Here is a 23,872-nt window from a genome sequence, read left to right as displayed (position 1 = left end):
TGCTATTACATGGAGTCTGTACATTTCCGATAATGGAAAAGAAGATTGTACGCAGGAAGGTGACCGATGTTGTCCACAAAACGACGCTCGCTCCTCTTGGTCGGAGCGGTAGTGCTTATCTTTACACACGCGATTTATCTCAAAGGGAACCTGTCCGAGCTGGTAAACCTCGCCGCGATTGAATTGGTCGGGCTGTCCGTAATCATCTCCTATGCGATCAAAAGAAAGCATCTGGAGGTGCGCAAATTGGCCCGGCTCCTGGTTCACGGGCGCGAGGGGAACATAGAAGAGACCATCAAACGATTTTATTATTACGCGCTGGTGCAAAAAGAGCAGGGGTATCTCGAGCTGGAAAAAGAGCTGCAAAACGAGCGGGACTCCTTCGTCCGCCGCGGCAGCCTGCTGGCCATCGAGGGCGTTCCGGAGGACGAGCTGCGCTTGATTCTGGAAAATGAGCTGAAGGGCGAGCAGTACCGTTATCAGCAAGCGGCCGGATTTTTCCGACTGGTCAGCCTGCTTGCGCCGGGAATGGGGCTGGTGGGTACCCTGCTCGGGATGACAGGGGTGCTGGAGACGCTGTCGGACTTGACCCAGACGGGCTACAGCCTGAGCGCCGCTGTCGTGGCGACACTCTACGGGGCGCTGCTCGCCAACATGTTCGCCCTGCCGTGCTACTACCGCCTGATGGATCTGGTGGACCAGGAGATGTTTGAAAAGCGTCTCTACATCGAGGGATGCATCGGGTTGCAGCGGATGGAGACGCCCCGTGTGTTGTTTGAAAAACTGAATTCGTTCCTCCCCGGAGACAAAAAACTGGTCCTGATCAAAGCGCCGGGCAGCATGAAAGGAACGATTGAAAGGCAGGATCTCCATGCATGACGAGCGATTGTACGACGAGAAGGAGCTGGAGAAAAGCTGGCTGATCAGCTACAGCGACCTGTTTACGCTGCTCTTTGTGATCATTCTCATCATCGCGGCCGCCCACGCCGCCAAGCTGAAAGCCGAGATGCAGGAGGTGAAGCAGGCGGAGGCGAAGCAGGAGGCCCAGCAGCAGGAGGTCCAGGAGAGTCTCGACCTGCTCACGATCAAAAAGCTGGAGCTGCAGCGCCAGGTCCATGAGCTGGAAGCGCGCCGGGCGACGCTGGAGGGCGCCGTGAACGGGCAAGCCGCAAGTGAGCTGGTGCCGCGGGCCGCCGTTCCTGTCGATTCGGAGGAGTCGCCCGATCGCGACATGGAAACGGTGCGCACAGAGCTGTCCTCTGCGCTGCAAGAGCTGAATATCGATTATGAAGAGACCGAAGAAGGGCTGAGAGTCAGGCTGCCGGAAGCGATCCTGTTTGCCAGCGGGTCTGCGGAGCTGCAGGAGCAGGGCAAGCAGGTCGTAGGGACCGTGGCTGGCGTGCTGGAGCGCTTTCCCCACCGCGTCCGCATCGAAGGGTATACCGATGACGTCCCGATCACCCACAGTTCGTTCCGCTCCAACTGGGAGCTCTCCTCCGCCCGGGCGATTGCGGTCATGCGGGAGATGGTGGATGCCTATGCGCTGCCGGCGTCGCGCTTTACGATTGCCGGCTGGGGCGAGTACAAGCCGCTGGTCGACAACTCCAATCCGGAAAACCGGAAGCGGAATCGGCGGGTGGAAATCGTCATAATGGCAGAAAAGAGCTAATGGTGAAAATTTTCTGTGAATGAATCATTTTTTTAGAAGGATTCCGATGTATCAGATCGAACTATATCTGATAGGAATCCGTTTTCTTTTTTATGCGAACCCCTGTTCTTTTTTCACAATGACTGACATAGTGATGGTAGAAAGAGGGACAGCAGGGTAAGTTATCCCCCGCTTGTGCACAACGCCCTGTGGATCATGTGGATAATTCTGTGGATGAGGCAGAATACAGGGAATTTCGTTGTGGACAGGGCTGGGGAAAAAAGAACCATGACAGATGCAGATAAGGGGGACAAGAACACATGAAAATGGGCAAAAATTGGTTAACATCACTGGTTTTGACCGTCGGAGTGGGACTTTTGGTATCTGCCTGTGGATCGGGCGGCAACCAGGCGGCGTCTGGGGGCGGAACATCGGAAAAAGTGTATGTCGTCGGTACCGATGCAGCCTATCCTCCGTTCCAAATGCTTGAGGCTGATGGGAAAATTACGGGTCATGACATCGACGTGATGAATGCGGTGGCCGAAGCGGCAGGCTTCAAGATCGAGTGGAAAAATACGGGGTGGGATCCGCTGTTTGACGGACTGGACAGAGGGACCGTCGACATTGGGATCTCGTCCATTACAATTACAGAGAAGCGCAAAGAGAAGTATGACTTTTCTGAACCCTATTTCGTCGCGAATCAGCTGATTCTCGTGGCCGAGGATTCTCCGGTGAACACATTGGCCGATCTGAAAGGCAAAAAGATCGGCGTGCAGGGCGCCACCACCGGCGGCGAGGTCGTGAAAAAAGCGTTTGGCGATACCTACGAGGGGCTGAAGGAGTACGACGACATGCCTTCTGCTGTCGATGACTTCTTCAACGGCCGCGTAGATGCAGTCGTCGGCGACAACGGCGTCATCCAGTATTACGTGAAAAAAATCGAAAACAAAAAATTCAAGCTCATCAAAGACGATTCGTTTGAAGTGGAGAACTACGGCATCATGGTGAAAAAAGGGAATTCCGAAATCATGGGCAAAATCAACGAGGGCTTGAAAAAGATCAAGGAAAACGGAAAGCTGGAAGAGATTCGCAAGCAGTACTTCGGGGATGAGTAGATGAGGAAGCCGGGTACGTCGACAGGCGTACCCCTGTTTTTTTCATACCTAAGACTAGCAGCATGGAAGGGAGGGCATACCTCTGGACTGGAGTGTCGTATACGATTATCGGGAAATGTTTTTCCGCGGTTTTTTGAACACGATCATGCTGACCGCGATCGCCACTGTTGCAGGAACCCTTCTCGGCCTCTTTATTTGTCTGGGCAAGATGTCCAGCAAAAAGTGGCTGCGATGGCCCAGCGCCGTTTACGTCGAGCTGTTTCGGGGAACTCCGATGCTGGTCCAAATCTTGTTGATTCATTTTGCCGTTATTCCTTCCATTTGGGAGGCATTTTTCCCGGGCCAAAAGAGCCCGGAAGCGATCTACTCCGGGATGATCGCCCTGTCGCTGAATGCCGCTGCCTATATCGCCGAAATCTTTCGCGCCGGGATTCAGTCGATCGATCCAGGGCAGATGGAAGCCGCGCGTTCGCTGGGGATGACCAAAGGAATGGCCATGCGCCTGATCCTGATCCCGCAGGCCTTTACGCGAATGCTGCCGGCGCTTGGCAATGAGTTTATCTCGCTGTTGAAAGACTCTTCCCTCACGGCGGTAATTGCCACGCCGGAGTTGAACTACGCGGCGATGAGCGTCGCCAAGAGCACGTTTGAGCGGTACCCCCCGTATCTGACGGAAGCCGCGATCTATCTCGTGCTGACACTGTTTTTGTCGCGAGTCGTCGTCAGAGGACTGGAAAAGAAATATTCGACCCGTTAGCCGGGACAACAAATCCCTGGACGAAAACGATCCCCTGTACCGAATACGTACAGGGGATTTTTGCGTGGGCAGAAAAGGGCTTGGAGAGTTTACTAGGATTTGTCGTAATTTGTAGAATTGTAAAGGTTTTGTAAAGGTTTTTTGAAGAGGGCAGGAGGATTTTTTACAAATGCATGGAATAGTAATAGGAAAGACGGAAGGAGGTTGGAACCATGAAATTTCAAATTCGTGGAGAAAACATTCAAGTAACCGCAGCACTTCGAGATTATGTAGAAAAGAAAGTGGGCCGTCTTGCAAAGTATTTCGAATCCTCTAGCCTTGCGGATGTACAAGTCACGATGAGCGTCATCCGTGGCGAAGGGACGATAGAGGTAACCATCCCTCTCAGTGGCGTGATCCTCCGCGCCGAAGAAACACATGAAGATATGTACGCCGCCATCGATCTGGTGGTAGAAAAGCTCGAAAGGCAAATTCGCAAGCACAAAACGAAATTGATTCGCAAGCTCCGCATTGAATCCAACAATAGAGCAGTAGGGAATGGCCGCCAGCCGGTAGCCGTACTGACAGAAGACCTGGAAGACGGCGATGACATCGAAATCGACATCGTCCGGACAAAGCGCTTCAACCTGAAGCCGATGGATGCCCATGAAGCCGTGATGCAAATGGATATGCTGGGCCACAGCTTCTTTGTCTTCCAAAACAGCGACACCAACGATGTCAATGTCGTATACCGAAGAAACGACGGACGATACGGATTGATTGAACCGAAATAAGACAGCGAAATGAGGGAGTTGCTTATTCTGGCAACTCCCTTTACTTGTGCACTCCTATTCTCATTTGATAAAATATCATTTTAGGGAAGATGCATATATAGGATGTACACCCTGCAAGCCTCTATGGACTGCTGTAAGTGTGTACAAGAAAATACAAAGGTACTCATAATCGGGGTAGTTTTGCCACTAGAAAAGGGGTGTCCTTATGCTGGGACTCGTTAAAAAGATTTTTGGCGACAGCAACGAACGTGAAGTGAAAAAAATGTTCAAGCGTGTGGAAAAGATCAACGCGCTGGAACCGACAGTAGCGGCATTGTCTGATGAGCAGCTGCGCGCGAAAACAGAGGATTTCAAAAATCGTCTGGCGCAGGGCGAGACGCTGGACGATATTTTAAATGAAGCGTTTGCCGTCGTCCGCGAAGCCTCCAAGCGGGTGCTGGGCATGCGCCACTTTGACGTGCAGCTGATCGGCGGTATGGTCCTGCAGGAAGGACGCATTGCCGAGATGAAGACAGGGGAGGGGAAAACCCTCGTCGCCACGCTCGCTACTTACCTGAATGCCCTGCAAGGCAAAGGGGTTCACGTAGTCACAGTCAACGAATACCTGGCTGAGCGCGACTCCACGATCATGGGGAAGCTGTACAACTTCCTCGGCCTTTCGGTTGGTCTGAACAAGTCCGGCCTGTCCGCAGAGGAAAAGCGCGAAGCCTATGCCTGCGACATTACTTACGGAACCAACAACGAGTTTGGATTCGATTACCTGCGCGACAACATGGTGCTGTACAAAGAGCAAATGGTGCAGCGTCCGCTGTACTTCGCCATCATCGACGAGGTGGACAGCATCCTGATCGACGAAGCGCGTACACCGCTGATTATCTCCGGTGCTGCCAATCGGACGACAGAGCTATACTACATCTGCTCTCATTTTGTGAAGCGACTTGTGCAGGAGACGGATTATACGGTAGACGAAAAATTGAAAATTGTAACCTTGACCGACGAGGGTGTAGCCAAGGTCGAGCAGGCTTTTAATATCGATAACCTGTACGATACCGCCCACATGACCCTGAACCACCATATCAACGCTGCGCTGAAGGCGCAAGTTCTGTTCAAGCGCGATGTGGACTACGTGGTGCAGGATGGCGAGGTCGTCATCGTCGACGAATTTACCGGCCGTCTGATGGTGGGACGCCGCTACAGCGAAGGTCTCCACCAGGCGATCGAAGCCAAGGAAGGATTGCGCGTGCAGAGCGAGAGCATGACGCTGGCCACCATCACGCTGCAAAACTACTTCCGCATGTACCAAAAGCTTTCCGGTATGACGGGGACCGCCAAGACGGAAGAAGAAGAGTTCAAGAAAATCTACGGCCTGGATGTCGTCGTCATCCCGACGAACAAGCCTGTCATCCGTCAGGATCTGCCGGACTTGGTCTTCAAGACGGAGGCCGCGAAATACCGCGCTGTCGTGAATGATATTGTCGAGCGCCATAAAAAAGGGCAGCCGGTCCTGGTCGGTACGATCTCCATCGAGAATTCGGAGATGCTCTCCCACATGCTGAAACAAAAGGGCGTTCCGCACAACGTCCTCAACGCCAAGCAGCACGCTCGCGAGGCGGAGATTATCGCCCGTGCCGGTCAATACGGAGCTGTCACTATCGCGACCAACATGGCGGGGCGCGGGACCGACATTCAGCTCGGCGAGGGTGTAGCGGATCTCGGCGGTCTGCATATCATCGGGACGGAGCGCCATGAGAGCCGCCGGATCGACAACCAGCTGCGCGGTCGTGCGGGTCGTCAGGGTGACCCGGGCTCGTCCCAGTTCTTCCTGTCGATGCAGGATGAGCTGATGCGCCGTTTCGGAGCAGACAACATCATGAACATGATGGACCGTCTCGGCATGGAAGAAGATATGCCGATCGAAAGCCGTCTGGTGACCCGTGCAGTAGAGTCGGCCCAGAAACGGGTAGAGGGCGCCAACTTTGATGCCCGGAAAGTGGTTCTGCAGTACGACGATGTCATGAACCAGCAGCGTGCTGTCATCTACAAACAGCGCCGTGACATTTTGGAGAAAGAAGAACTGAGCGACGTGATCCTGCCGATGATCTACAGCGTGGTGGACCGCCATGTAGAGAGCTTCTGCCCCAAAGAAGAAGTGCCGGAAGAATGGAATCTGGAAGGATTGGTCGAAGCGGCCAACAACGGCTTCCTGCATGATGAGACACTGACTGTCAGCCAGTTGAAAGGCAAAGAGGCCGAGGAGATTGCTGAATTCCTCAAGGAAGAGGTAAACAGGCAGTTCAAACAGCGTGAAGCGGAAATTGGCGAGATGATGCGCGAGTTTGAGAAAGTCGTCGTCCTCCGTGCCGTAGACAGCAAATGGATGGATCATATCGATGCGATGGAGCAACTGCGTCAAGGTATCCATCTGCGCGCTTACGGTCAAAACGATCCGCTGCGTGAATACCAGTTCGAAGGCTACGAGATGTTCCAGTCGATGGTGGCGGCCGTCGAGGAGGAAGTGGCCATGTATATCATGAAAGCGGAGGTCAGCCAAAACCTGGAGCGTCAGGAAGTCATCCGCGGCCAGGCGGCGGACCAGTCTCAGCTGCAGACGTCCGGTCCATCCGAGCGTCCTGTCGGCGAGACATCCGGAGACGCCGATCCCAAAAATCGTGCGCAGCGCCGGGCTGCGGAGCAAGAGCGCCGTCGCCAGATGAAGCGCGGTCAATAAACAGAAACAATCGAGTCCCTTTCCCCACCTTTTCCGTACGGAAAAGGTGGTTTTTTTCGTTATGGTTCCTTACCGTCAGACAGGCTTCGCCGCTTTCCTCATGTTTTCGTAGAGAAAACGGGGAGGCTTTGTCTGACCTTGCAAAAACGAATCGAACGATTCTCCTGGAAAAAGTAGGCATAATCTTTACAATCAAGAGTAATGAACTCACTACTATTCCTGTGTGGAGGATGATAGCGATGAAGAAAACGGTAAAAGTATTGCTCAGTTCTACCTTGGTATTGGGATTGGCTGCTTCTGCTCTGTCTGTGGTGCAGTCACCTGTCTACGGGAAAGGTAAGGAAACGAGCTACCTCATCGCTTACAAAAATGAGCTTCCAAGAGATTTTGAGGAACGGATCGAAGAGTTGGGAGGGACGGTAGAGACAGTCGTCGATGAAGTAGGCATCGTTTCTGCCAGCTCCAATGATCCTGACTTTCTGGATAGAATCAAAGAGGAGCGGAACGTTCTGGCTGCTGAAGAGGAGCTGGAAATCTTCCTCGACCATGAAAAGCCGGATGCGGCAGACGGACAGCCGATTACGGATATTCCCCAGCCGGACTGGGATGACCCGGACCAGAACTACCACGATCTGCAATGGGACATCAAGCGCATCACGAATGATTTCCGCTCGCATGAGATCAGCAAAGGAAATGCACGTACCGTCGTCGGCGTAATCGATACCGGACTGGACTTTGACCACCCCGACCTCAGGGACAATGCGGATGAGGCGGGCAGCCGGACATTCGTGCCGGGCACGAGAGACGCCTGGGATGAAAACGGTCACGGTACGCACGTGGCCGGTTCGATTGCAGCCAACGGCAAGGTGCTGGGCGTAGGCCCCAATCTGACGGTGCGGGCGTACCGCGTCTTCGGCGCAACAGGGGGAGCTCAGCAGTCCTGGATTACCAACGCGCTGGTGGCCGCAGCCAACGATGGCGTCGATGTCGTGAACATGAGTCTCGGCGGTTGGCGGTGGATGGCTCATAACTATGGGGAAAAGGGAGACTCCGCGTCCATGGTGGCCTACCATCGCGCCGTACAGTACGCGGTGCAAAAAGGCGTAACGGTCGTGGTTGCGGCCGGCAACGATTCGCGCAACCTCGGAAGCCTGCATGACATGCAGGAGTACTGGAAGGAAACCTACGGACTGGACATCAAGGGACCATCCCGGGTCGTGCCGGCCCAAATCCCGGGCGTGATTACGGTGTCGTCGTCCAACGAGTGGTCCGAGGACGTGCTCGCCTTCTACTCCAACTACGGCAATCCGATCGATGTCGCGGCACCGGGCGGCGACAACGGTCCGGAGTACGACAGACTGTATCGCGAAGATCCGAAGGGCGACTATCTGCATAAGCGCGATTTCCGCTATCGCACCTTGTCAACGTACCCGACCTACCTGCCGCCGTACTTCACATCCAATCTCGAAGGCTATGCCTTCATGCACGGCACGTCGATGGCTGCGCCGAAAGTGGCGGGAATTGCGGCCGTCATCAAGTCTGAAAATCCGCGGATGAAACCGTCTCAAATTGCCAATTTGATCAGCAAAACCGCCGAGGACTTCGGAAAGCGCGGGGATGACAAATACTTCGGTGCCGGAGAAGCCAATATTTACAATGCGCTGACCGATTAAGCCAAACGAGACGGCGACGAGCCGGATAGGAGGAATGAGGGATGAGGACAGCGGGGAATGTCATGGGAGTTCAAGCCCGATTCATTCTGGAAAAAATAGATGAGACCTGGAAGGTGCTGAGGAGCGGAGCCGAGCAAAGCCATAAAAACTTTCTGTTTTCGGAAACGGAGCCTTGGGAAGCGATTCTTCTCGGGAGCGCCGATCTGCAGAGGGAAGACGAGTCTCGCGAGGAGAAGCCGGTCTATGCCGTGAGAAAGCCTGCCGTTTTTGACGATCAGCGCTTGAGCGAGCTGCCGGAGCCGAACTGGTCTTGCCTGGGCCATGGCTCCCCTCTCCCGGTCATGCTGCTGGCAGACCGGGGGAGGGAGTGCGGCGGAGCTCCAGCCCTGCGCAGCTCCCGCACGAGCCATAGCAGGTACAAGCCGAAGAGACAAAACCGCACGGGCCAAAGTGTGCTCGTATGGATCGGGGAAGCGGGAGGGAAAAAGGAGCCGGTACGTCAAAATGAACCGCAGGATACACGCTCTGCTCCTGCCCCTCCCCACACCGCCCCTGTCTGACATCCCAGGAAGTGGGACCTTGCCTGATCGGCAATCGGTCATGTTGCGAATCCGACAATTTGCGGTACAATGTAACATAGCAAACAAAAGAGTAGGTGATTCGCGCATGGCATTAATTGATATTGCCGATATCAAACAAGAGATGTCGAGCATGGCTAAACGTTTAGCGGATATCAGGGGGTCTCTTTGACCTCCCAATCAAACAGGAGCGCATCGGCGAGCTGGAAGAGCGCATGCTGGCCCCGGACTTTTGGGACGACAATGACGCCGCCCAGAAAACGATCAGCGAACTGAACGCGCTCAAAGGTCTGGTCGAGACCATGGGCAGCCTGGATGCCCAGTACGAGGATTTGCAAGTGATGCTGGAGCTGATCATCGAAGAGGGCGACGCCTCGATGATTCAGGATTTGTACAACAGCACGCAGGAGCTGAAAAAGGAATTCGAGAGCTTCGAGCTGGAGCTGCTTCTCAGCGACCAGTACGATAAGAACAATGCCATCCTGGAGCTTCACCCCGGCGCCGGGGGAACAGAATCGCAGGACTGGGCCTCTCTCTTGCTCCGCATGTATACGCGCTGGGCCGAGAGCAAAGGCTTCAAGGTGGAAACGCTTGACTACCTCCCGGGAGATGAAGCAGGGGTCAAGAGCGTTACCCTTTTGATCAAGGGACATAATGCGTACGGGTATCTGAAATCGGAAAAAGGCGTCCACCGCCTGGTTCGGATTTCGCCATTTGATTCTTCGGGCCGCCGGCACACCTCTTTTGTCTCCTGCAATGTGCTGCCCGAAATCGAGGACGACACGGAGATCAACATCCGCGCAGAAGAGTTGAAAATTGACACGTACCGATCCAGTGGAGCGGGCGGTCAGCACATCAATACGACAGACTCTGCTGTCCGGATTACCCATCTGCCGACCGGCATTGTCGTCACCTGTCAGACAGAGCGCTCCCAGATCAAAAACCGCGAGCGAGCGATGAAGATGCTGATGGCCCGGTTGTTTGAAGCCAAGCGGGAAGAGCAGGAAAAAGAGCTTCAGGCGATCCAGGGCGAGCAAAAGGATATCGCCTGGGGAAGTCAGATCCGCTCCTATGTTTTCCACCCTTACAGCATGGTGAAAGATCACCGGACCAATGTGGAGAGTGGAAATGTGCAGGCTGTGATGGACGGGGAGATCGATATGTTTATCGATGCCTACCTGCGTTCGCAGATCCGCCGTTCGGAATAGTTCTGTATCGCTCTGCCCATTTTGCCGCGGCTGCTGCTTGGCCGGATAGATCTGAATCATAGACAAAGGGAGAGGAAAGCATGCATTACGTAGCGATGCTTACGATTGTGGATCCAGATTTGAATGCCAAAGTTCGACCTGCCCATCTGGCGTACATCGACGATCTGTACAAACAAGGAAAAGTCGTCATGGCCGGTCCGTTTACGGATAAACAGGGCGGCATGGTAATCTATAAAGCGGCATCCCCCGAGGAAGCGCTGGAGCTGGCCAAGGCAGACCCAGTGGTAAAGGAAGGGGCCCGCACACTGGAGCTCCGCGAGTGGAGTCCGTTGGAATTTCCGTTAGGCTGATTGCGCCAAAATAAAGCAATTCAAAGGAATGAAGGCAGCGCAGAGGAGGCATACTTAGCGAAGAACTATTCTTCAATAAGGAGGGAACAGCCATGAAGCGATTCCCATTAGCCGTCCTTTCCGCTGCGCTTATTTTGTTGGTAAGTGCTTGTGGTGGCGGTGGTGGCGGTCAAGCGCAGCCCCCTGCAGGCCAAGGCGGCCAAAATGGCGGCCAAACAGCACCGTCGGGCGGGTATGACGCGGCTACGGCACAGACTCTATATAACAGCAAGTGCTCCAGTTGCCATGGGCAGGATCTTTCAGGGGCAGTCGGTCCGAATTTGACACAAGTTGGCGGCAAATACTCCAAAGATCAAATCTTGGATATCCTGCAAAATGGTAAAGGCGGAATGCCGGGTGGTCTGGTAACGGGTCAAGATGCGGAAACCGTGGCAGCCTGGTTGGCTGACAAAAAGTAAACAAGCAAGCAAAGCGTCCGAGAAAAGTGATCGGGCGCTTTTTTCTATGGCAAAGGGTTGTGTTTTGTATGAATTTTTATTATTATTCATGTATAAAAATACAAAAGAGGGAGAGAGACTATGATCCGGGTCGGAATTGTCGGTGCCACTGGTTACAGCGGCGTCGAGCTGATACGTTTCTTGGCTGGCCATCCCCATGTACAGGTGGCTCATTTATATTCAAGTTCGGCGGAAGGGGAATCGCTGGCGAGCGTCTTTCCTCATCTTCACGCCCATCCGCTGCCTGCTCTCGCCAAAATCGACGCAGAGCAGATGGGAGCGGAAAACGATGTCGTCTTTTTGGCGACGCCTGCAGGAGTGAGCGCCGAGCTATCGCCTGCCCTGCTGCAGCATGGCACCAAGGTGATTGATTTGTCCGGAGATTTCCGCCTGAGAAGCGGTGAAACCTATCAGAATTGGTACAAGAAAAAGCCTGCTGGAGACGAGTGGCTGCAACAGGCTGTATACGGCCTCTCCGAGTGGAATGGCACAGAGGTTGCGGCGGCCAAATTGATCGCCAATCCCGGCTGCTATCCGACGGCCACGCTGCTCGGTTTGATTCCGCTGGCCAAATCCGGCTGGGTTCACTCCAAAAGCTGGATCGTCGATGCCAAGTCGGGAGTATCGGGAGCGGGGCGCGGCGTTTCACTCGGCGTCCATTACAGTGAAATCAATGAAAGCATTCATGCCTACAAGGTAGCGGGCCATCAGCATACGCCTGAGATCGAGCAGGAACTGGGCAGGCAGGCCGGAATGGAGCAGCTCGTGCAGTTTACCCCGCACCTGGTGCCGATGACTCGAGGGATCCTGGTCACTGCCTACGGTCAGCTGGAAAAGAAAGTAAGCGCGGCTGATGTGCAGGAACTGTACGAATCCGCCTATGAGGGCAAGCCGTTTGTCCGGGTGCGCCCGCCGGGGAGCCATCCGCGCACAAAAGAGGTGTATGGTTCCAACTATTGCGACATCGCGCTGCATGTAGATGAGCGGACGGGACGGGTGATCGTACTCTCGGTGATCGATAATGTCGTCAAGGGAGCAGCAGGCCAAGCGGTGCAAAACATGAACCTCATGTTCGGGTTGCCCGAGACAGCCGGTCTGTCTCTCGTGCCGCTTTTCCCCTAGAGGAGGAAACAAGATGCGAGGAATTGTCGTGATCAAATGCGGGGGCAGTACGATGGAGCAGCTGCCCGACAGTTTTTTTCGGATGATTGCCGAGATTCAGCAAAGCGGAAAGCAACTGGTCATCGTCCACGGCGGCGGCCCGGCGATCAACAGCATGTTGGAGAAGCTGGCGATCCCGTCCCGATTCGCGGATGGGTTGCGGGTGACCTGCGAGGATACCCTGCAGGTAGTCGAGATGGTGCTATGCGGCCAAATCAACAAATGGCTGGTGAGGAAATTGACCGAGCACGGGGCCCGGGCTTGGGGCGTAAGCGGTATGGACGGCCGCATGATCTCGGCGGTTCGGACCGAAAGACCGCTCGGGCTGGTGGGCGATGTGCAGGCCGTGAGTGCGGATATCCCGCTGACGATGCTCGCCGCGGGATATATCCCGGTGATCGCGCCGCTGGCCATCGCAAGTGACGGGTGCGAGCACTACAATGTAAACGCCGATGTGTCTGCCGGCGCGATCGCGGCTGCGCTGGGAGCGGAGAGCCTGGTGATGGTGACCGATGTGCCGGGGATCTTGAAGCCGGAGGCGGATGGCAGCCGCTCGCTTGTCGAACGCACCGATGCAGGGGAGATAGACCGCATGATTCAGGACGGCACGATTACAGGCGGGATGATTCCCAAGGTACAGGCGGCTCTCGATGCGTTGTCGGCAGGTGTCGCCCAGGTCGTCATTTGCCGGGGGACAGCGGATGATCTCCTTCGCGTCAGCAAGGGAGAGGCGGCCGGGACGGCGATTGTCGCAGAAAGGATAGAGGCGGGTCTTTGAGAGGAGGAGAAAAATGAGTACGATGACAGCTCCATACCATTTGATGAATAACTATGCGAGGTGGCCGATTCAACTGGTGAAGGGGGAAGGCAACCGGGTGTGGGATGAATCGGGCAGAGAGTACCTGGATTTCATCTCCGGCATCGCCGTTGCCTCGCTCGGCCATGTGCCGCCTAAGGTAGCCAGAAAGCTGCATGAACAGGTAGATACGCTCTGGCATTGCTCCAATCTGTTTCACATTCCCCAGCAGAATATTCTGGCAGCCAAATTGAGCAAGCTGTCCGGACTGGATCGGGCCCTTTTCTGCAACAGCGGGGCAGAGGCAAACGAAGGCTTGATCAAGCTGGCCCGCCGCTACGCGCAAAAAGTAAAAGGCACCGATCGCTACGAAATTATCACTTTCGGGCAGTCGTTTCACGGCAGAACGATGGCGACGCTGACCGCTACCGGACAGGAAAAGGTAAAGGAAGGCTTCCTGCCGCTCCCCGCAGGCTTCGTCACCGTGCCGTACAACGATCTGGAAGCGGTCCGCGCAGCCGTCAATGAGAAGACATGCGCCATCATGCTGGAGCTCGTGCAGGGAGAGGGCGGCGTCCATCCTGCAGAGCCATCCTTTGTCACAGGGCTTCGCCAGCTATGCGACGAGCACGGCCTGCTGTTGTTGATCGACGAGGTGCAGACAGGGATTGGCCGTACCGGGACCTGGTTCGCCTTTCAGCAGTATGGGGTCATGCCCGACGCCATTTCACTGGCAAAGGGACTGGGCAGCGGCTTCCCCGTCGGGGCTGTCCTGGCGACGGAAGAAGCAGCACAGGCTTTCTCACCAGGATCGCACGGGACCACCTTTGGCGGCAATCCCCTGGCGATGGCAGCGGCGATCGCGACGGTAGAGACCATCGAAGAGGACGGCTATCTGGATCGGGTCAACCAGCTGCATGAACTGTTGGTGAGCCGCTTGCAGCAGTTGAGATCGGCGCATCCGGACAAGGTGGCACAGGTTCGAGGCAAGGGTCTGCTTCTCGGCATGGAGCTGTCCATCCCGGCTGCCGACGTGATCGAGCGTGTGCGGGAAAAAGGCGTGCTGCTGATGCTGGCCGGCCCGCAGGTGGTCCGAATGCTTCCTTCCTTCGTCACGACAGAAGCGGAAGTGGAGCGGGTGGCATCCGTACTGGACGAGGTACTGGCAGAGGTGTAGAGGCAGAGAATAATCGCTTCGCCTCCCGCCTAACCGCGAGAAAACATACATGCAATGAGTGAAAGCTGACAAAAAACTCATTGCATTTTTATTACTTCGAATGTATATTAATACATGTAGTTGCATAAATTTTCGTTAAAGCAAGCCCTTCGGAGAGGAGTGGACTTCATAGATGAACAAAGAAAAACAGGGGTATGGCCCCGGATATCTGACACTGGAGAGCGGTGAGGTGTTTGCTGGAACGCTCTATGGCGCTCTCCAGGATGGTTTTGGCGAAGTGGTTTTTCATACAGGAATGACTGGGTATCAGGAAGTGATGAGCGACCCTTCCTTTTCGGGGCAGATCGTCACATTCACCTACCCGCTAATTGGAAATTACGGGATCAACGATATTGATTTTGAAGCGGCAAAGCCTGCACTGGCAGGAATGGTGATCAGTGAGCTATGCCTGGAGCCCAGTCATTATCTCGCCGGGCGCACCCTGGCAGAGGCCGCGGAAGCGTACGGGTTCCCGATACTTGCGGGCGTCGATACGCGGACGATCACCAAGCGAGTGCGGCAGGAAGGCCCTCTGTGGGGAATCATTTCAGATCGCCCCCTCACCTCGGAAGAGTTCGCCGCCCGCGACAGAAAGCATCTCAAAAAATCGCTGGTTGCCGATGTATCCTGCCGCGAAGTGCAGCATTACCCCGGCCCGCATGAACATGTGGTGCTCGTGGACCTGGGCATGAAGCGGTCGATTCTGAATGCGCTGCTCGCGCAGGGCTGCCGCGTGACAGTCGTCCCTTTCGATACCACCTATGAACAGATACAAGCGCTCCAGCCGGATGGCCTGCTCTTTTCAAACGGCCCCGGCGATCCGGAAGATCTGCGCAGCTACTGCACCGAGTGGCGCAAAGCGGCCGAAGCATTCCCGACGATGGGAATCTGTCTGGGGCATCAGGTGCTGGCGCTGGCTTTTGGCGGAAAGACGGAGAAGCTGAAGTACGGCCACCGCGGTGGCAATCATCCGGTAAAAGAGCTTTTGACCGGCAAAGTGTACATGACCTCGCAGAACCACGGATATGTGGTGAAGGAGGAGTCTTTGGACAGTCGGCTGCTCGCGGTCACCTACCGAAACGTTAACGACGGCTCTGTAGAAGGATTGCGCCACCAAACCAAGCCTGTCATGACCGTTCAGTTTCATCCCGAGGCACATCCCGGTCCGAGTGACACCTCTCATCTCTTCGAACAATTTTTGCAGCTAATGCGTACAGAGGGGGCGAAAACCTATGCCTAAATTGACCCACATCCAAAAAGTGCTGGTGATTGGCTCCGGTCCGATCGTCATCGGGCAAGCAGCCGAATTCGACTACGCGGGGGCCCAGGCCTGCCTGTCCCTGCAGGAAGCGGGCGTCCAGGTCGTGTTGGTCAACAACAATCCTGCCACGATCATGACTGATCAGCAGGTTGCCGACAAGGTCTATCTGGAGCCGCTGACGCTGGACTCTCTCACGGCGATTATCGCCAAGGAGCGTCCAGACGGCCTGCTTCCTACACTGGGTGGGCAGACGGGGCTGAATCTGGCCGTTTCACTTTCGGAAGCAGGCGTACTGGAAAAGTACGGAGTGGAGTTGCTGGGTACACCCCTGACTGCGATTCAGAACGGAGAAGACCGCGAGCTGTTCAAGCAGCTGATGAAGAGAATCGGGGAGCCCGTGCCGGAAAGCGCGACTGTTGAATCCGTGGAGGAGGCCGTCAAGTTCGCATCCTCCATCGGCTATCCTGTCATCGTCCGTCCCGCTTACACGCTCGGCGGCGCTGGCGGAGGAATCGCCGACAGCGAAGCGAGTCTCCGGGAAGTAGCAGCAAACGGAATCGCCGCCAGCCCGATCAACCAAGTGCTCATCGAGCGCAGCGTCAAAGGGTGGAAAGAAATCGAATACGAAGTAATGCGTGATGCCAATGATACCTGCATCATCGTCTGCAACATGGAAAATCTCGATCCGGTGGGCATCCATACGGGTGACAGCATCGTCGTCGCGCCGTCCCAGACGCTCACCGACAGGCAGTATCAGATGCTCCGCAGTGTTTCCACCAAAGTGATCCGCGCGCTGGGAGTCGTCGGCGGATGCAACATCCAGTTCGCGCTGGATCCGCATTCGGACAACTATTACCTCATCGAGGTAAACCCGCGGGTGAGCCGTTCCAGCGCACTGGCATCGAAAGCCACCGGCTATCCGATCGCCCGGATCGCGGCCAAGCTGGCGCTGGGGTATCACCTGGATGAAGTGGTCAATCCGATCACCGGGTACACCTACGCCAGTTTTGAGCCGACGCTGGACTACGTTGTCGTGAAAATTCCGCGCTGGCCCTTTGACAAATTTCCGCTGGCGGACAGAGAACTGGGCACCCAGATGAAAGCGACGGGAGAAGTGATGGCCATCGCCCGCAATCTGGAAGCAGGAATTTTGAAGGCAGTCCGCTCCCTCGAACTGGGCTGCACCCATCTGCACCGTCCGGAGCTGGCCGAGGCGGATCGCGACACGCTGATCCGGCTCGGCCGGGAAGCAACCGATATCCGGCTGTTTGCGCTCGCCGAAGCGATTCGCCGGGGATGCTCGGAAAGCGAGCTGCACGAATGGACGGGGATTGACCCCTTCTTCCTCCGCAGCCTGGCCAGGATCGTCTCGCTGGAAAACAAGCTGGCGGAAAGCGATTTGCTGCATGCCGAACTGCTGCGGGAAGCCAAACAGCGCGGCTTCACGGATGAGACGATCGCCGCCTGCACCGGGCGGACCCCGGCAGAAGTGAAGCAGCTTCGCCAGCAATACGGCATCCAGCCTACTTATAAAATTGTCGATACCTGTGCCGCAGAGTTCGACGCGCAGACGCCCTATTACTACTCCGATTGGCAAGGTGTCGATGAAGTGGAGACTTTGTCTGGGAAAAAGATACTGGTGCTCGGTTCAGGTCCGATCCGAATCGGGCAGGGCATCGAATTCGACTACTGTTCGGTGCATGCCGCAAAAGCTTTGCAGGCAAAGGGAATGGCCGCAGTCGTCGTCAACAACAATCCGGAGACGGTCAGTACCGACTACGCGACCGCAGATCACCTCTACTTTGAACCCTTGCACGCGGAGGATGTGCTTCACATAGCGGAGCGGGAGCAGGTAGACGGCGTGATGGTGCAGTTCGGCGGACAGACCGCGATCAACCTCGCTGCCAAGCTGGAAGCGGCAGGCCTCGCCATACTGGGGACCAAGCTGGAAGCGATCGAGCGGGCAGAGGATCGCGAGCTCTTTTACGAGATGCTGCGGAAGCTGGAGATCCCGCACATACCCGGCAGGGGCGTATCGACTATCGAGGAGGCTGTCAGCGCTGCCGAAGAGATCGGCTATCCCGTGCTGCTCCGTCCTTCCTACGTGATCGGAGGTCAGGGAATGGTCGTGGTGCACGACCAGGCAGAGCTGTCGGCGATGATTGCCGAGTGGCTGAATCATCCAAACAGCGCGGCGTTCTTCCCGCTCCTCATCGACAAGTACGTACCCGGCCAGGAAGCAGAAGTGGATGCGGTCTGCGACGGCGAATCCGTCCTGATCCCGGGCATCTACCAGCACGTAGAGAAGGCAGGCATACATTCGGGAGACAGTGTCGCCCTGTTCCCGGCACCCAATTTGACGGAGCCGTGCAAAGAGACCATTGCCCGCTATACGGAAGCGATCGCCCGTGAGATGGGGGCAGTCGGGCTGATCAATATCCAGTTCGTCATCAGCGAAGGGACAGTCTACGTCCTGGAAGTAAACCCGCGTGCTTCGCGAACCGTGCCGATCACGAGCAAGGTTACCGGCATTCCGATGGTTGAGCTGGCCGTCCGTGCCCAATTGGGCGAAAAACTGAAAGAGATGGGCGCCGGCACCGGTTTGCTGCCCGATATTCCGTTTGCCGTGGTCAAGGCACCTGTCTTCTCCACCGTCAAGCTGACCGGCGTCGACCCGGTACTGGGACCGGAAATGAAGTCGACAGGGGAAGTGCTCGGACTGGGGTCTACATTTCCCGAGGCGGCAGGCAAAGCATTTTGCTTTAAGGACAATATCTTTGGCAAGTGGCAGGAAGGCCAGATCTGTCTGGTATCCTTGGCCGATGCAGATAAGACAGCGGCTGTACTGCCCGCTCTGGAGCGTCTGCAGGAGCTGGGAGCTGTCTGGGCAGCGACACCGGGCACTGCCGAATGGATGAGGAATGCAGGCTTTTCGATCGCGTACGAGATCTGCGGCCAGCAGGAACTTACCGAGCTGGTGCAAGCACAGCCCGTCGCTTTTGCCATGATCACGGCGACCAAAGGAAACCGACGCGGACGAAGCGGATTCGCCCTGCGAAGCCGTGCCCTGCAGCTGGGTGTGCCGCTGTTTACATCGACCGAAACATTTGATTTATATGTACAATCCATTTCTGAGAAAAGAGGTGTTGGGCATGCAATCTGTGAAGATATTGGATCAATTTCCAAACGTGCAGTGGGCCAATTTTAAGGGGAAGGATCTGCTGCGCATCGACGAGTTTACCGGGGAAGAACTGATGCAGCTACTGGAGCTGGCCGTCCATATCAAGCAACTGCAAAAGAGCGGGCAGCCGTATCAACCGCTTGTGGGCAAAACCATGGGCATGATATTTGACAAAGCGTCTACCCGCACCCGCGTCTCTTTCGAAGTAGGGATGCACCAACTGGGCGGCATGGCGATGTTTATGAGCGGCAAGGAGCTGCAGCTCGGACGCGGCGAGCCGATCAGCGATACGGCCAAAGTAATGTCCCGCTACGTAGATGTGATCATGATTCGCACGTTCTCCCACGCGGGCGTGGAGGAGCTGGCGAAGCATGCCACCATCCCGATCATCAACGGTCTGACGGATGAGTTCCATCCGTGCCAGGCCCTGGCTGACATGCTGACCATCTGGGAGCACAAGGGCAAGCTGAAAGGCATCAAGCTGGCATACGTGGGAGACGGAAACAACGTCGCCAACTCGCTCGTGCTGGCGGCTGCCCTGCTCGGTCTGGATGTGCGAATCGCCACGCCGCCAGGATATGAAATGAATGAGGAAATCGTAGAGCAGGCAAAAGTTTATGCGCAAACAAGCGGCGGAAAACTGCTCGTGACCCACGATCCGATCGAAGCGGTCAAAGACGCCGACGTCGTCTACACCGATGTCTGGACCAGCATGGGCTTTGAAAAGGAAAACGAACAGCGTTTGAACGATTTTGCCGCTTACCAGGTAAACGACGAGCTGGTCAGCCACGCGAGCCCGTCCTACATTTTCCTGCATTGCCTGCCTGCCCACCGTGAGGAAGAAGTCTCTTCCAGCGTGATCGATGGTCCTCACTCCGTCGTGTTTGATCAGGCTGAAAATAGACTACATGCACAAAAAGCCGTCATGGCCGCAGTTGTGTGAGGACATAGTTCTAGGTATATGTTCCTAGGTTGAATTGAAGCGAATAGACTACGAATCTACCATTGCCGAAAATTGTCAGTTTCGTGTAATATAAAGGCAAGAAGCTGCGAAGAAGTACAGACTGTATTTGGTCGCTTGGTCTGTATGGAGCGAGTAGCGAATCCGGCCTTTTCATTGAAAAGGAGAAAACGCGCGAGGACTTTATCTGGTCGCTTGGTCCTTGCAGTAGCAAATAGCGAATCCAGCTGTTTTCCACTATTTAATATAAGGAGGGAAATGGGCATGAAAAAATGGATCGTTGCTATCATGATGGTTGTTGCAATCGTAGCTGCTACTTCGGCGAACTTCCACATTGGCTAATAATGTTTAAGAAGAAACACCGCTTGGTTGAGTGGTGTTTTTTCTTAAGCTTTGGAGGAAAGTTACATGCTTTTGGATGTGATTTGCTTTTCTTTTATTGTTGCCCTTTTACGGGGAGGTAGAGTAAAGGAGTTACCAAAATTTTATAAGGTCGGGCTACTCGTTGGGAGCATTATTCTTCAAGTTTGTGCAGCTTTTTTTTCCAAATGGAGCGGTGTTTTCATATCCGTAGCCTATGTGCTCATTTTGGGTTTTTTCGTATTTAATCGTCAGTATGAAGATATGAGGATTTTTATGGTTGGCTGGTTTCTCAATGCCTTGGCGATCTGGACTAATCGAGGAAAGATGCCAATCGATCTGGAGCAGGCGAAAAGATTGCCATATGATTTAGAACCGGTCATCAACGGCACAAATTTTAAACACAGTGTGTTAACAGAAGCCTCGAATCTTCCATTCTTAACAGACGTCATTTATATGCCGTCGATTATCCCGAGGGTGATTAGCATCGGCGATATTTTTATCATGCTCGGAGCATTTTTGCTGGTGCAACGCTTAATGAATAAACCCATCTCGCTACTACAACTTCGAGAAGGTAAAAGCTATGCAGCCAAAAACTAGTTTGCGAAGAATTGCCAAGGGTACAGTTGTCCAATTTGGATTTGTTCTGGGAGCAATTCTTATCATTTATTCGTCTTTTTTTGATTGGCAGTCTCGTGATCACTGGGGAGTATTGTCTGCTTATACTCTCCTGACTATTCTTTCGACATTTACTCCAGTTCGACTGTCAAACACCATCTTGACCGTGAATAATGCCGTCATCTTCTCGGGGATACTACTTTTTGGAACTTCGGTTGGTGTGTGGTGTGCTGTCATTGAAGCCCTTATTATTTCTTCGTTAACGAGGGTAAATGTCATTAAAGCTGCCGTGAATATTGGTCAGCTTGTCATGACAATTTGGACTGTAGGATTTCTAAAAGATTGGATAGTTAGTATAAATGCCATTTCACCAATTCTTGCAGACCTTTTTCTAGCCGTTGTGTATTGGTTGGTCAATTTGATTTTATGCGGTCTTGGAATCTCGTATTTTTATAACAAAGGCTGGATAGAAACGGTCAAAGAAATGGCGAAAGGATTTACATCTACATACCTGCTCCTCATGGTATTGGCAGGTGTAGGGTCCCGTCTGGTAGAATCACACGGTCTGCTTACGTTAATCCCTATGATGATTGCTTTTATTACAATCAGCTACGTCTTTCACCAATACTATAGTAATGTTCAGAAACTACAGCAAAAAGTAGAGGAAATCAAAACCTTCAACCACCGCTTCCTCACGACAATGGCCGCCTCAATCGATGCTCGCGACCATTACACGAGCGGCCATTCCCAGCGGGTCGCACACTGGGCACGGGAAATTGCGAAAGCGATCGGCCTGTCGTCGGAAAAAGTGGAGGAAGTGTATTTCGGTGGAATTTTGCACGATATCGGGAAAATCGGCATTGAAGACAGGATTCTAAATAAAAAAGGGAAATTAACACCGGAAGAATACGACCAGATCAAGCAGCATACGGTGATTGGATATGACATTATTTTGCAAGCAGGCATGTTTCATGAGTTGCTGCCTGCCATTCGTTCTCATCACGAAAGAATGGATGGAAAGGGATATCCGGATGGCTTAAAAGGCGAGGACATCCCGCTCATGGCGCGTATCCTCGCAATCTCGGACGCATTTGATGCCATGGTGGCCGACCGGCCATACCGCAAAGGTCTTCCGGTAGAGGATGCGCTGCAGGAGATCAGACGGGGGGCTGGCACGCAGTTTGATTCGGAGTTAGCCCAGCATTTTATTCGGGTCGTCAATCAGTTGTCGCGAGAAGAACTGGAGAAAATCATCCAGCAAGATGGGCACGAAACCAAACAGTTACAGGAGGTGATCGACTAGATCATCCGACTGTAACTGTTTTTCTTTTGCAGCGAGGCTCCGCTCTATTGCCCTTGATCAGGCCAAATCTCGGAATGAATATGCTTGTGCCAATCCCCAACTGCGTGGATAATTATGGGAGAAGTCTACACACAGAAGAGAAAGGGAGAGTAGAACAAAGAATGATCCCAACCTATCAGGATGCTGACATTGTATTGAAGCTGTACGACCAGTTTGAATCGGACCGGCTGCGAGAGGCCAAACGGTGGTTTAGCAGCACCTTTCTCGGCGAGCCGTGGACGTATGAGTCTTTTATGCGGCTCCATCCGCGGGGTAGCGAAGGCTTCCGGCAGTTCGTCACGCTTTACGGATTTTTCGAGATGGTGGGCGTGCTCCATAAGAATGGCCTGGTCCACCCCGATCTGTTGTTTGACATGTGGTTTATAAATGGATATTTTATCCCGCTGTACCCGATCATCGAGGGCTGGAGAGCAGAAGGGGACATCCATGTGGCGGAAAATTTTGAACGACTCGCGCGGGCAGAGCTGGCCTGGATTGCCGAGAAGAAGGGAGCCCAGTATGTTCCGGAGGTGCCTTATCCCACAGCGGGATAAAGGGAGCCAAAGGAGCGTCTTCTCCGTCCGTCAAGTCACGGGAGGGTGTCGTCCAAGCTGTACTGCACCTCGGAGAAATTGCGGATGATCATTTCTTCGGCGAGGCGGTTTCCCGTTCTTTTGTCGATCACCAGTCTCCGAGAGAAAAGGAACAAGGGTGTACCGGGATCTATCCATCCGTCGGTACACCCTTGTTCCTTCTTACTGATCCTGACCGGTGAAAATCAGGATCGCATCTCGGAGAAACGCTGCCGTGCCGGGCTGCTTTTCATCGTAATGAGCCCGAAACCGTTCATCTTCGACATACATGCGGGCAAGTCCGGCATGTGCCTCCTTGCTGTAATCGCTCCAATGAAAGAGCAGCCATTGCTTATGCAAGCCGGCCGCTTTTTGGGCCAGCTCGCCCGCCGGATCGCCGGTCTTGTAGGCTTCGGCCAGGGTGGCGTACAGTTCGTTTGCGATCCGCGTCACTTCATCGTACTCTTCCTGCGTCATGTTCTTCAGTTTTTCATAGGACTTGTTGACCGTATCCTCCCCGTATTTCTCCCGGATCTCTTTGCCGTACTTTTGTTCATTTTCATCCAGCAGTTGTTGTTTGAAGCCTTCAAATTTTTCTTTGTCCGTCATCTTGATTCTCCCTTCCATCTCGGCGATGGTTTTTTCGACGTTGACAATCAAGAGGTCGAGCTGCTTGCGCTTGTCGAGCAGCTGCCGGCGATGTTCTTTCAGCGCTTTTTCCCGATCAAAGGTAGGGGCCGTTACGATTTCTTTGATCAGCTCGAGCGGAACCCCCAGCTCTTTGTAAAAGAGGATTTGCTGGAGGCGATCCACTTCAGCCTGACCGTAAATCCGGTATCCTGAGGAATTGATTCGGGCTGGCTTCAGAATGCCAATCTCATCGTAATACCGAAGGGTTCTGGTGCTGATTCCGGCTAATTGCCCCAGCTTTTGCACGGTGTATTCCACGGTATTCACCTCCTGACAACTTTACTGTACACCTTTACGCATACGTCAAAGTCAATCCCTTTCTCTCAGCTGCTCCCAAAGAAAAAGGTATTGTATTTTTATTAGTTCGTTTGTATAATTACTCAAGAA

The 23,872-nt window shown here is 54.2% G+C and carries 21 protein-coding genes and 1 riboswitch; of the genes, 20 read left to right on the top strand and 1 reads right to left on the bottom strand.

Going from position 1 to position 23,872, the window contains the following annotated elements:
• Positions 1-66 precede the first annotated feature (66 nt).
• The 20 genes from JD108_RS20025 (at position 67) to JD108_RS19930 (ending at position 22,777) form a co-directional block, all read left to right on the top strand.
• Complete coding sequence (locus JD108_RS20025) at positions 67-879, top strand: motility protein A (protein WP_228728226.1); 813 nt, start codon at positions 67-69, stop codon at positions 877-879.
• Positions 872-1,669 (top strand): OmpA/MotB family protein, encoded by a 798-nt coding sequence (locus JD108_RS20020; RefSeq protein ID WP_198827684.1) that lies wholly within the window; start codon positions 872-874, stop codon positions 1,667-1,669. Before JD108_RS20025 ends, JD108_RS20020 begins: the two co-directional genes overlap by 8 nt.
• Before the next feature lie 299 nt (positions 1,670-1,968).
• Complete coding sequence (locus JD108_RS20015) at positions 1,969-2,763, top strand: basic amino acid ABC transporter substrate-binding protein (RefSeq protein ID WP_198827683.1); 795 nt, start codon at positions 1,969-1,971, stop codon at positions 2,761-2,763.
• A 115-nt stretch (positions 2,764-2,878) separates the two neighbouring features.
• The gene (locus JD108_RS20010; protein ID WP_267459283.1) at positions 2,879-3,520 is read left to right on the top strand and encodes an amino acid ABC transporter permease; all 642 of its coding nucleotides are present in this window, start codon (positions 2,879-2,881) and stop codon (positions 3,518-3,520) included.
• 212 nt (positions 3,521-3,732) lie between these two features.
• A complete protein-coding gene (gene hpf, locus JD108_RS20005; protein WP_198827682.1) occupies positions 3,733-4,293 on the top strand; it encodes a ribosome hibernation-promoting factor, HPF/YfiA family in 561 nt (186 codons plus the stop codon).
• A gap of 205 nt (positions 4,294-4,498) precedes the next feature.
• Positions 4,499-7,021, top strand: coding sequence for an accessory Sec system translocase SecA2 (gene secA2, locus JD108_RS20000; RefSeq protein WP_198827681.1), 2,523 nt, complete (start codon positions 4,499-4,501; stop codon positions 7,019-7,021).
• Between the two features lie 239 nt (positions 7,022-7,260).
• Positions 7,261-8,694 carry a S8 family serine peptidase gene (locus JD108_RS19995; protein WP_198827680.1) on the top strand — a complete coding sequence of 478 codons (1,434 nt, stop codon included), beginning with the start codon at positions 7,261-7,263 and terminating at the stop codon, positions 8,692-8,694.
• Positions 8,695-8,735: 41 nt separating this feature from the next.
• Positions 8,736-9,254: a hypothetical protein gene (locus JD108_RS19990; protein ID WP_198827679.1), complete on the top strand. Its 519-nt coding sequence runs from the start codon at positions 8,736-8,738 to the stop codon at positions 9,252-9,254.
• Between the two features lie 106 nt (positions 9,255-9,360).
• Positions 9,361-10,480, top strand: a protein-coding gene (gene prfB / locus JD108_RS19985; RefSeq protein ID WP_198827678.1) for a peptide chain release factor 2 whose coding sequence is annotated in 2 segments (ribosomal slippage) — positions 9,361-9,441 and positions 9,443-10,480 — 1,119 coding nt in all. Because the reading frame shifts where the segments join, the coding sequence is not laid out codon by codon here.
• A gap of 80 nt (positions 10,481-10,560) precedes the next feature.
• On the top strand, positions 10,561-10,830 hold the full coding sequence (locus JD108_RS19980; protein ID WP_198827677.1) for a YciI family protein: 270 nt from the start codon (positions 10,561-10,563) through the stop codon (positions 10,828-10,830).
• A 92-nt stretch (positions 10,831-10,922) separates the two neighbouring features.
• Entirely contained in the window at positions 10,923-11,288 is a 366-nt protein-coding gene (cccB, locus tag JD108_RS19975; protein ID WP_198827676.1) for a cytochrome c551, read from the top strand.
• A gap of 120 nt (positions 11,289-11,408) precedes the next feature.
• Entirely contained in the window at positions 11,409-12,449 is a 1,041-nt protein-coding gene (gene argC, locus JD108_RS19970; RefSeq protein WP_198827675.1) for an N-acetyl-gamma-glutamyl-phosphate reductase, read from the top strand.
• 13 nt (positions 12,450-12,462) lie between these two features.
• On the top strand, positions 12,463-13,266 hold the full coding sequence (gene argB / locus JD108_RS19965; protein WP_198827674.1) for an acetylglutamate kinase: 804 nt from the start codon (positions 12,463-12,465) through the stop codon (positions 13,264-13,266).
• 13 nt (positions 13,267-13,279) lie between these two features.
• Complete coding sequence (locus tag JD108_RS19960; protein WP_198827673.1) at positions 13,280-14,461, top strand: aspartate aminotransferase family protein; 1,182 nt, start codon at positions 13,280-13,282, stop codon at positions 14,459-14,461.
• A gap of 172 nt (positions 14,462-14,633) precedes the next feature.
• Positions 14,634-15,740, top strand: a complete 1,107-nt coding sequence (locus JD108_RS19955; RefSeq protein ID WP_198827672.1) for a carbamoyl phosphate synthase small subunit — start codon at positions 14,634-14,636, stop codon at positions 15,738-15,740.
• Positions 15,733-18,969, top strand: a complete 3,237-nt coding sequence (locus tag JD108_RS19950; RefSeq protein WP_198827671.1) for a carbamoyl-phosphate synthase (glutamine-hydrolyzing) large subunit — start codon at positions 15,733-15,735, stop codon at positions 18,967-18,969. The genes JD108_RS19955 and JD108_RS19950 overlap by 8 nt, the downstream gene beginning before the upstream one ends.
• Positions 18,914-19,885 carry an ornithine carbamoyltransferase gene (gene argF, locus JD108_RS19945; RefSeq protein ID WP_198827670.1) on the top strand — a complete coding sequence of 324 codons (972 nt, stop codon included), beginning with the start codon at positions 18,914-18,916 and terminating at the stop codon, positions 19,883-19,885. The genes JD108_RS19950 and argF overlap by 56 nt, the downstream gene beginning before the upstream one ends.
• Before the next feature lie 93 nt (positions 19,886-19,978).
• A riboswitch (cyclic di-GMP riboswitch) is annotated at positions 19,979-20,062 on the top strand.
• Between the two features lie 249 nt (positions 20,063-20,311).
• The gene (locus JD108_RS19940; RefSeq protein ID WP_198827669.1) at positions 20,312-20,863 is read left to right on the top strand and encodes a DUF5317 domain-containing protein; all 552 of its coding nucleotides are present in this window, start codon (positions 20,312-20,314) and stop codon (positions 20,861-20,863) included.
• Positions 20,847-22,184, top strand: coding sequence for an HD-GYP domain-containing protein (locus tag JD108_RS19935; protein WP_198827668.1), 1,338 nt, complete (start codon positions 20,847-20,849; stop codon positions 22,182-22,184). Before JD108_RS19940 ends, JD108_RS19935 begins: the two co-directional genes overlap by 17 nt.
• Before the next feature lie 161 nt (positions 22,185-22,345).
• Positions 22,346-22,777: a DUF4760 domain-containing protein gene (locus JD108_RS19930; protein WP_198827667.1), complete on the top strand. Its 432-nt coding sequence runs from the start codon at positions 22,346-22,348 to the stop codon at positions 22,775-22,777.
• Between the two features lie 201 nt (positions 22,778-22,978).
• Here JD108_RS19930 and JD108_RS19925 read toward each other — a convergent pair whose 3' ends face one another.
• Entirely contained in the window at positions 22,979-23,743 is a 765-nt protein-coding gene (locus JD108_RS19925) for a MerR family transcriptional regulator (RefSeq protein WP_198827666.1), read from the bottom strand.
• Between the last annotated feature and the right edge of the window lie 129 nt (positions 23,744-23,872).

This window comes from Brevibacillus composti (genome assembly GCF_016406105.1).
Taxonomy (GTDB): domain Bacteria; phylum Bacillota; class Bacilli; order Brevibacillales; family Brevibacillaceae; genus Brevibacillus; species Brevibacillus composti.
The sequence above is the reverse complement of the archived record's forward strand: the minus strand, read 5'-3'. Positions and strand labels throughout refer to the sequence as shown.

What these genes read in the sequence shown, in the direction of transcription:
- argB (WP_198827674.1), top strand. Translation starts at nt 12,463, where the DNA reads ATGCGAGGAATTGTCGTGATCAAATGCGGGGGCAGTACGATGGAGCAG.
- JD108_RS19940 (WP_198827669.1), top strand. Translation starts at nt 20,312, where the DNA reads ATGCTTTTGGATGTGATTTGCTTTTCTTTTATTGTTGCCCTTTTACGG.
- JD108_RS20015 (WP_198827683.1), top strand. Translation starts at nt 1,969, where the DNA reads ATGAAAATGGGCAAAAATTGGTTAACATCACTGGTTTTGACCGTCGGA.
- secA2 (WP_198827681.1), top strand. Translation starts at nt 4,499, where the DNA reads ATGCTGGGACTCGTTAAAAAGATTTTTGGCGACAGCAACGAACGTGAA.
- JD108_RS19980 (WP_198827677.1), top strand. Translation starts at nt 10,561, where the DNA reads ATGCATTACGTAGCGATGCTTACGATTGTGGATCCAGATTTGAATGCC.
- JD108_RS19995 (WP_198827680.1), top strand. Translation starts at nt 7,261, where the DNA reads ATGAAGAAAACGGTAAAAGTATTGCTCAGTTCTACCTTGGTATTGGGA.
- JD108_RS19990 (WP_198827679.1), top strand. Translation starts at nt 8,736, where the DNA reads ATGAGGACAGCGGGGAATGTCATGGGAGTTCAAGCCCGATTCATTCTG.
- JD108_RS19955 (WP_198827672.1), top strand. Translation starts at nt 14,634, where the DNA reads ATGAACAAAGAAAAACAGGGGTATGGCCCCGGATATCTGACACTGGAG.
- JD108_RS19935 (WP_198827668.1), top strand. Translation starts at nt 20,847, where the DNA reads ATGCAGCCAAAAACTAGTTTGCGAAGAATTGCCAAGGGTACAGTTGTC.
- JD108_RS20010 (WP_267459283.1), top strand. Translation starts at nt 2,879, where the DNA reads ATGTTTTTCCGCGGTTTTTTGAACACGATCATGCTGACCGCGATCGCC.
- cccB (WP_198827676.1), top strand. Translation starts at nt 10,923, where the DNA reads ATGAAGCGATTCCCATTAGCCGTCCTTTCCGCTGCGCTTATTTTGTTG.
- JD108_RS19950 (WP_198827671.1), top strand. Translation starts at nt 15,733, where the DNA reads ATGCCTAAATTGACCCACATCCAAAAAGTGCTGGTGATTGGCTCCGGT.
- JD108_RS19960 (WP_198827673.1), top strand. Translation starts at nt 13,280, where the DNA reads ATGAGTACGATGACAGCTCCATACCATTTGATGAATAACTATGCGAGG.
- argC (WP_198827675.1), top strand. Translation starts at nt 11,409, where the DNA reads ATGATCCGGGTCGGAATTGTCGGTGCCACTGGTTACAGCGGCGTCGAG.
- argF (WP_198827670.1), top strand. Translation starts at nt 18,914, where the DNA reads ATGCAATCTGTGAAGATATTGGATCAATTTCCAAACGTGCAGTGGGCC.
- JD108_RS20025 (WP_228728226.1), top strand. Translation starts at nt 67, where the DNA reads ATGTTGTCCACAAAACGACGCTCGCTCCTCTTGGTCGGAGCGGTAGTG.
- JD108_RS19930 (WP_198827667.1), top strand. Translation starts at nt 22,346, where the DNA reads ATGATCCCAACCTATCAGGATGCTGACATTGTATTGAAGCTGTACGAC.
- JD108_RS20020 (WP_198827684.1), top strand. Translation starts at nt 872, where the DNA reads ATGCATGACGAGCGATTGTACGACGAGAAGGAGCTGGAGAAAAGCTGG.
- hpf (WP_198827682.1), top strand. Translation starts at nt 3,733, where the DNA reads ATGAAATTTCAAATTCGTGGAGAAAACATTCAAGTAACCGCAGCACTT.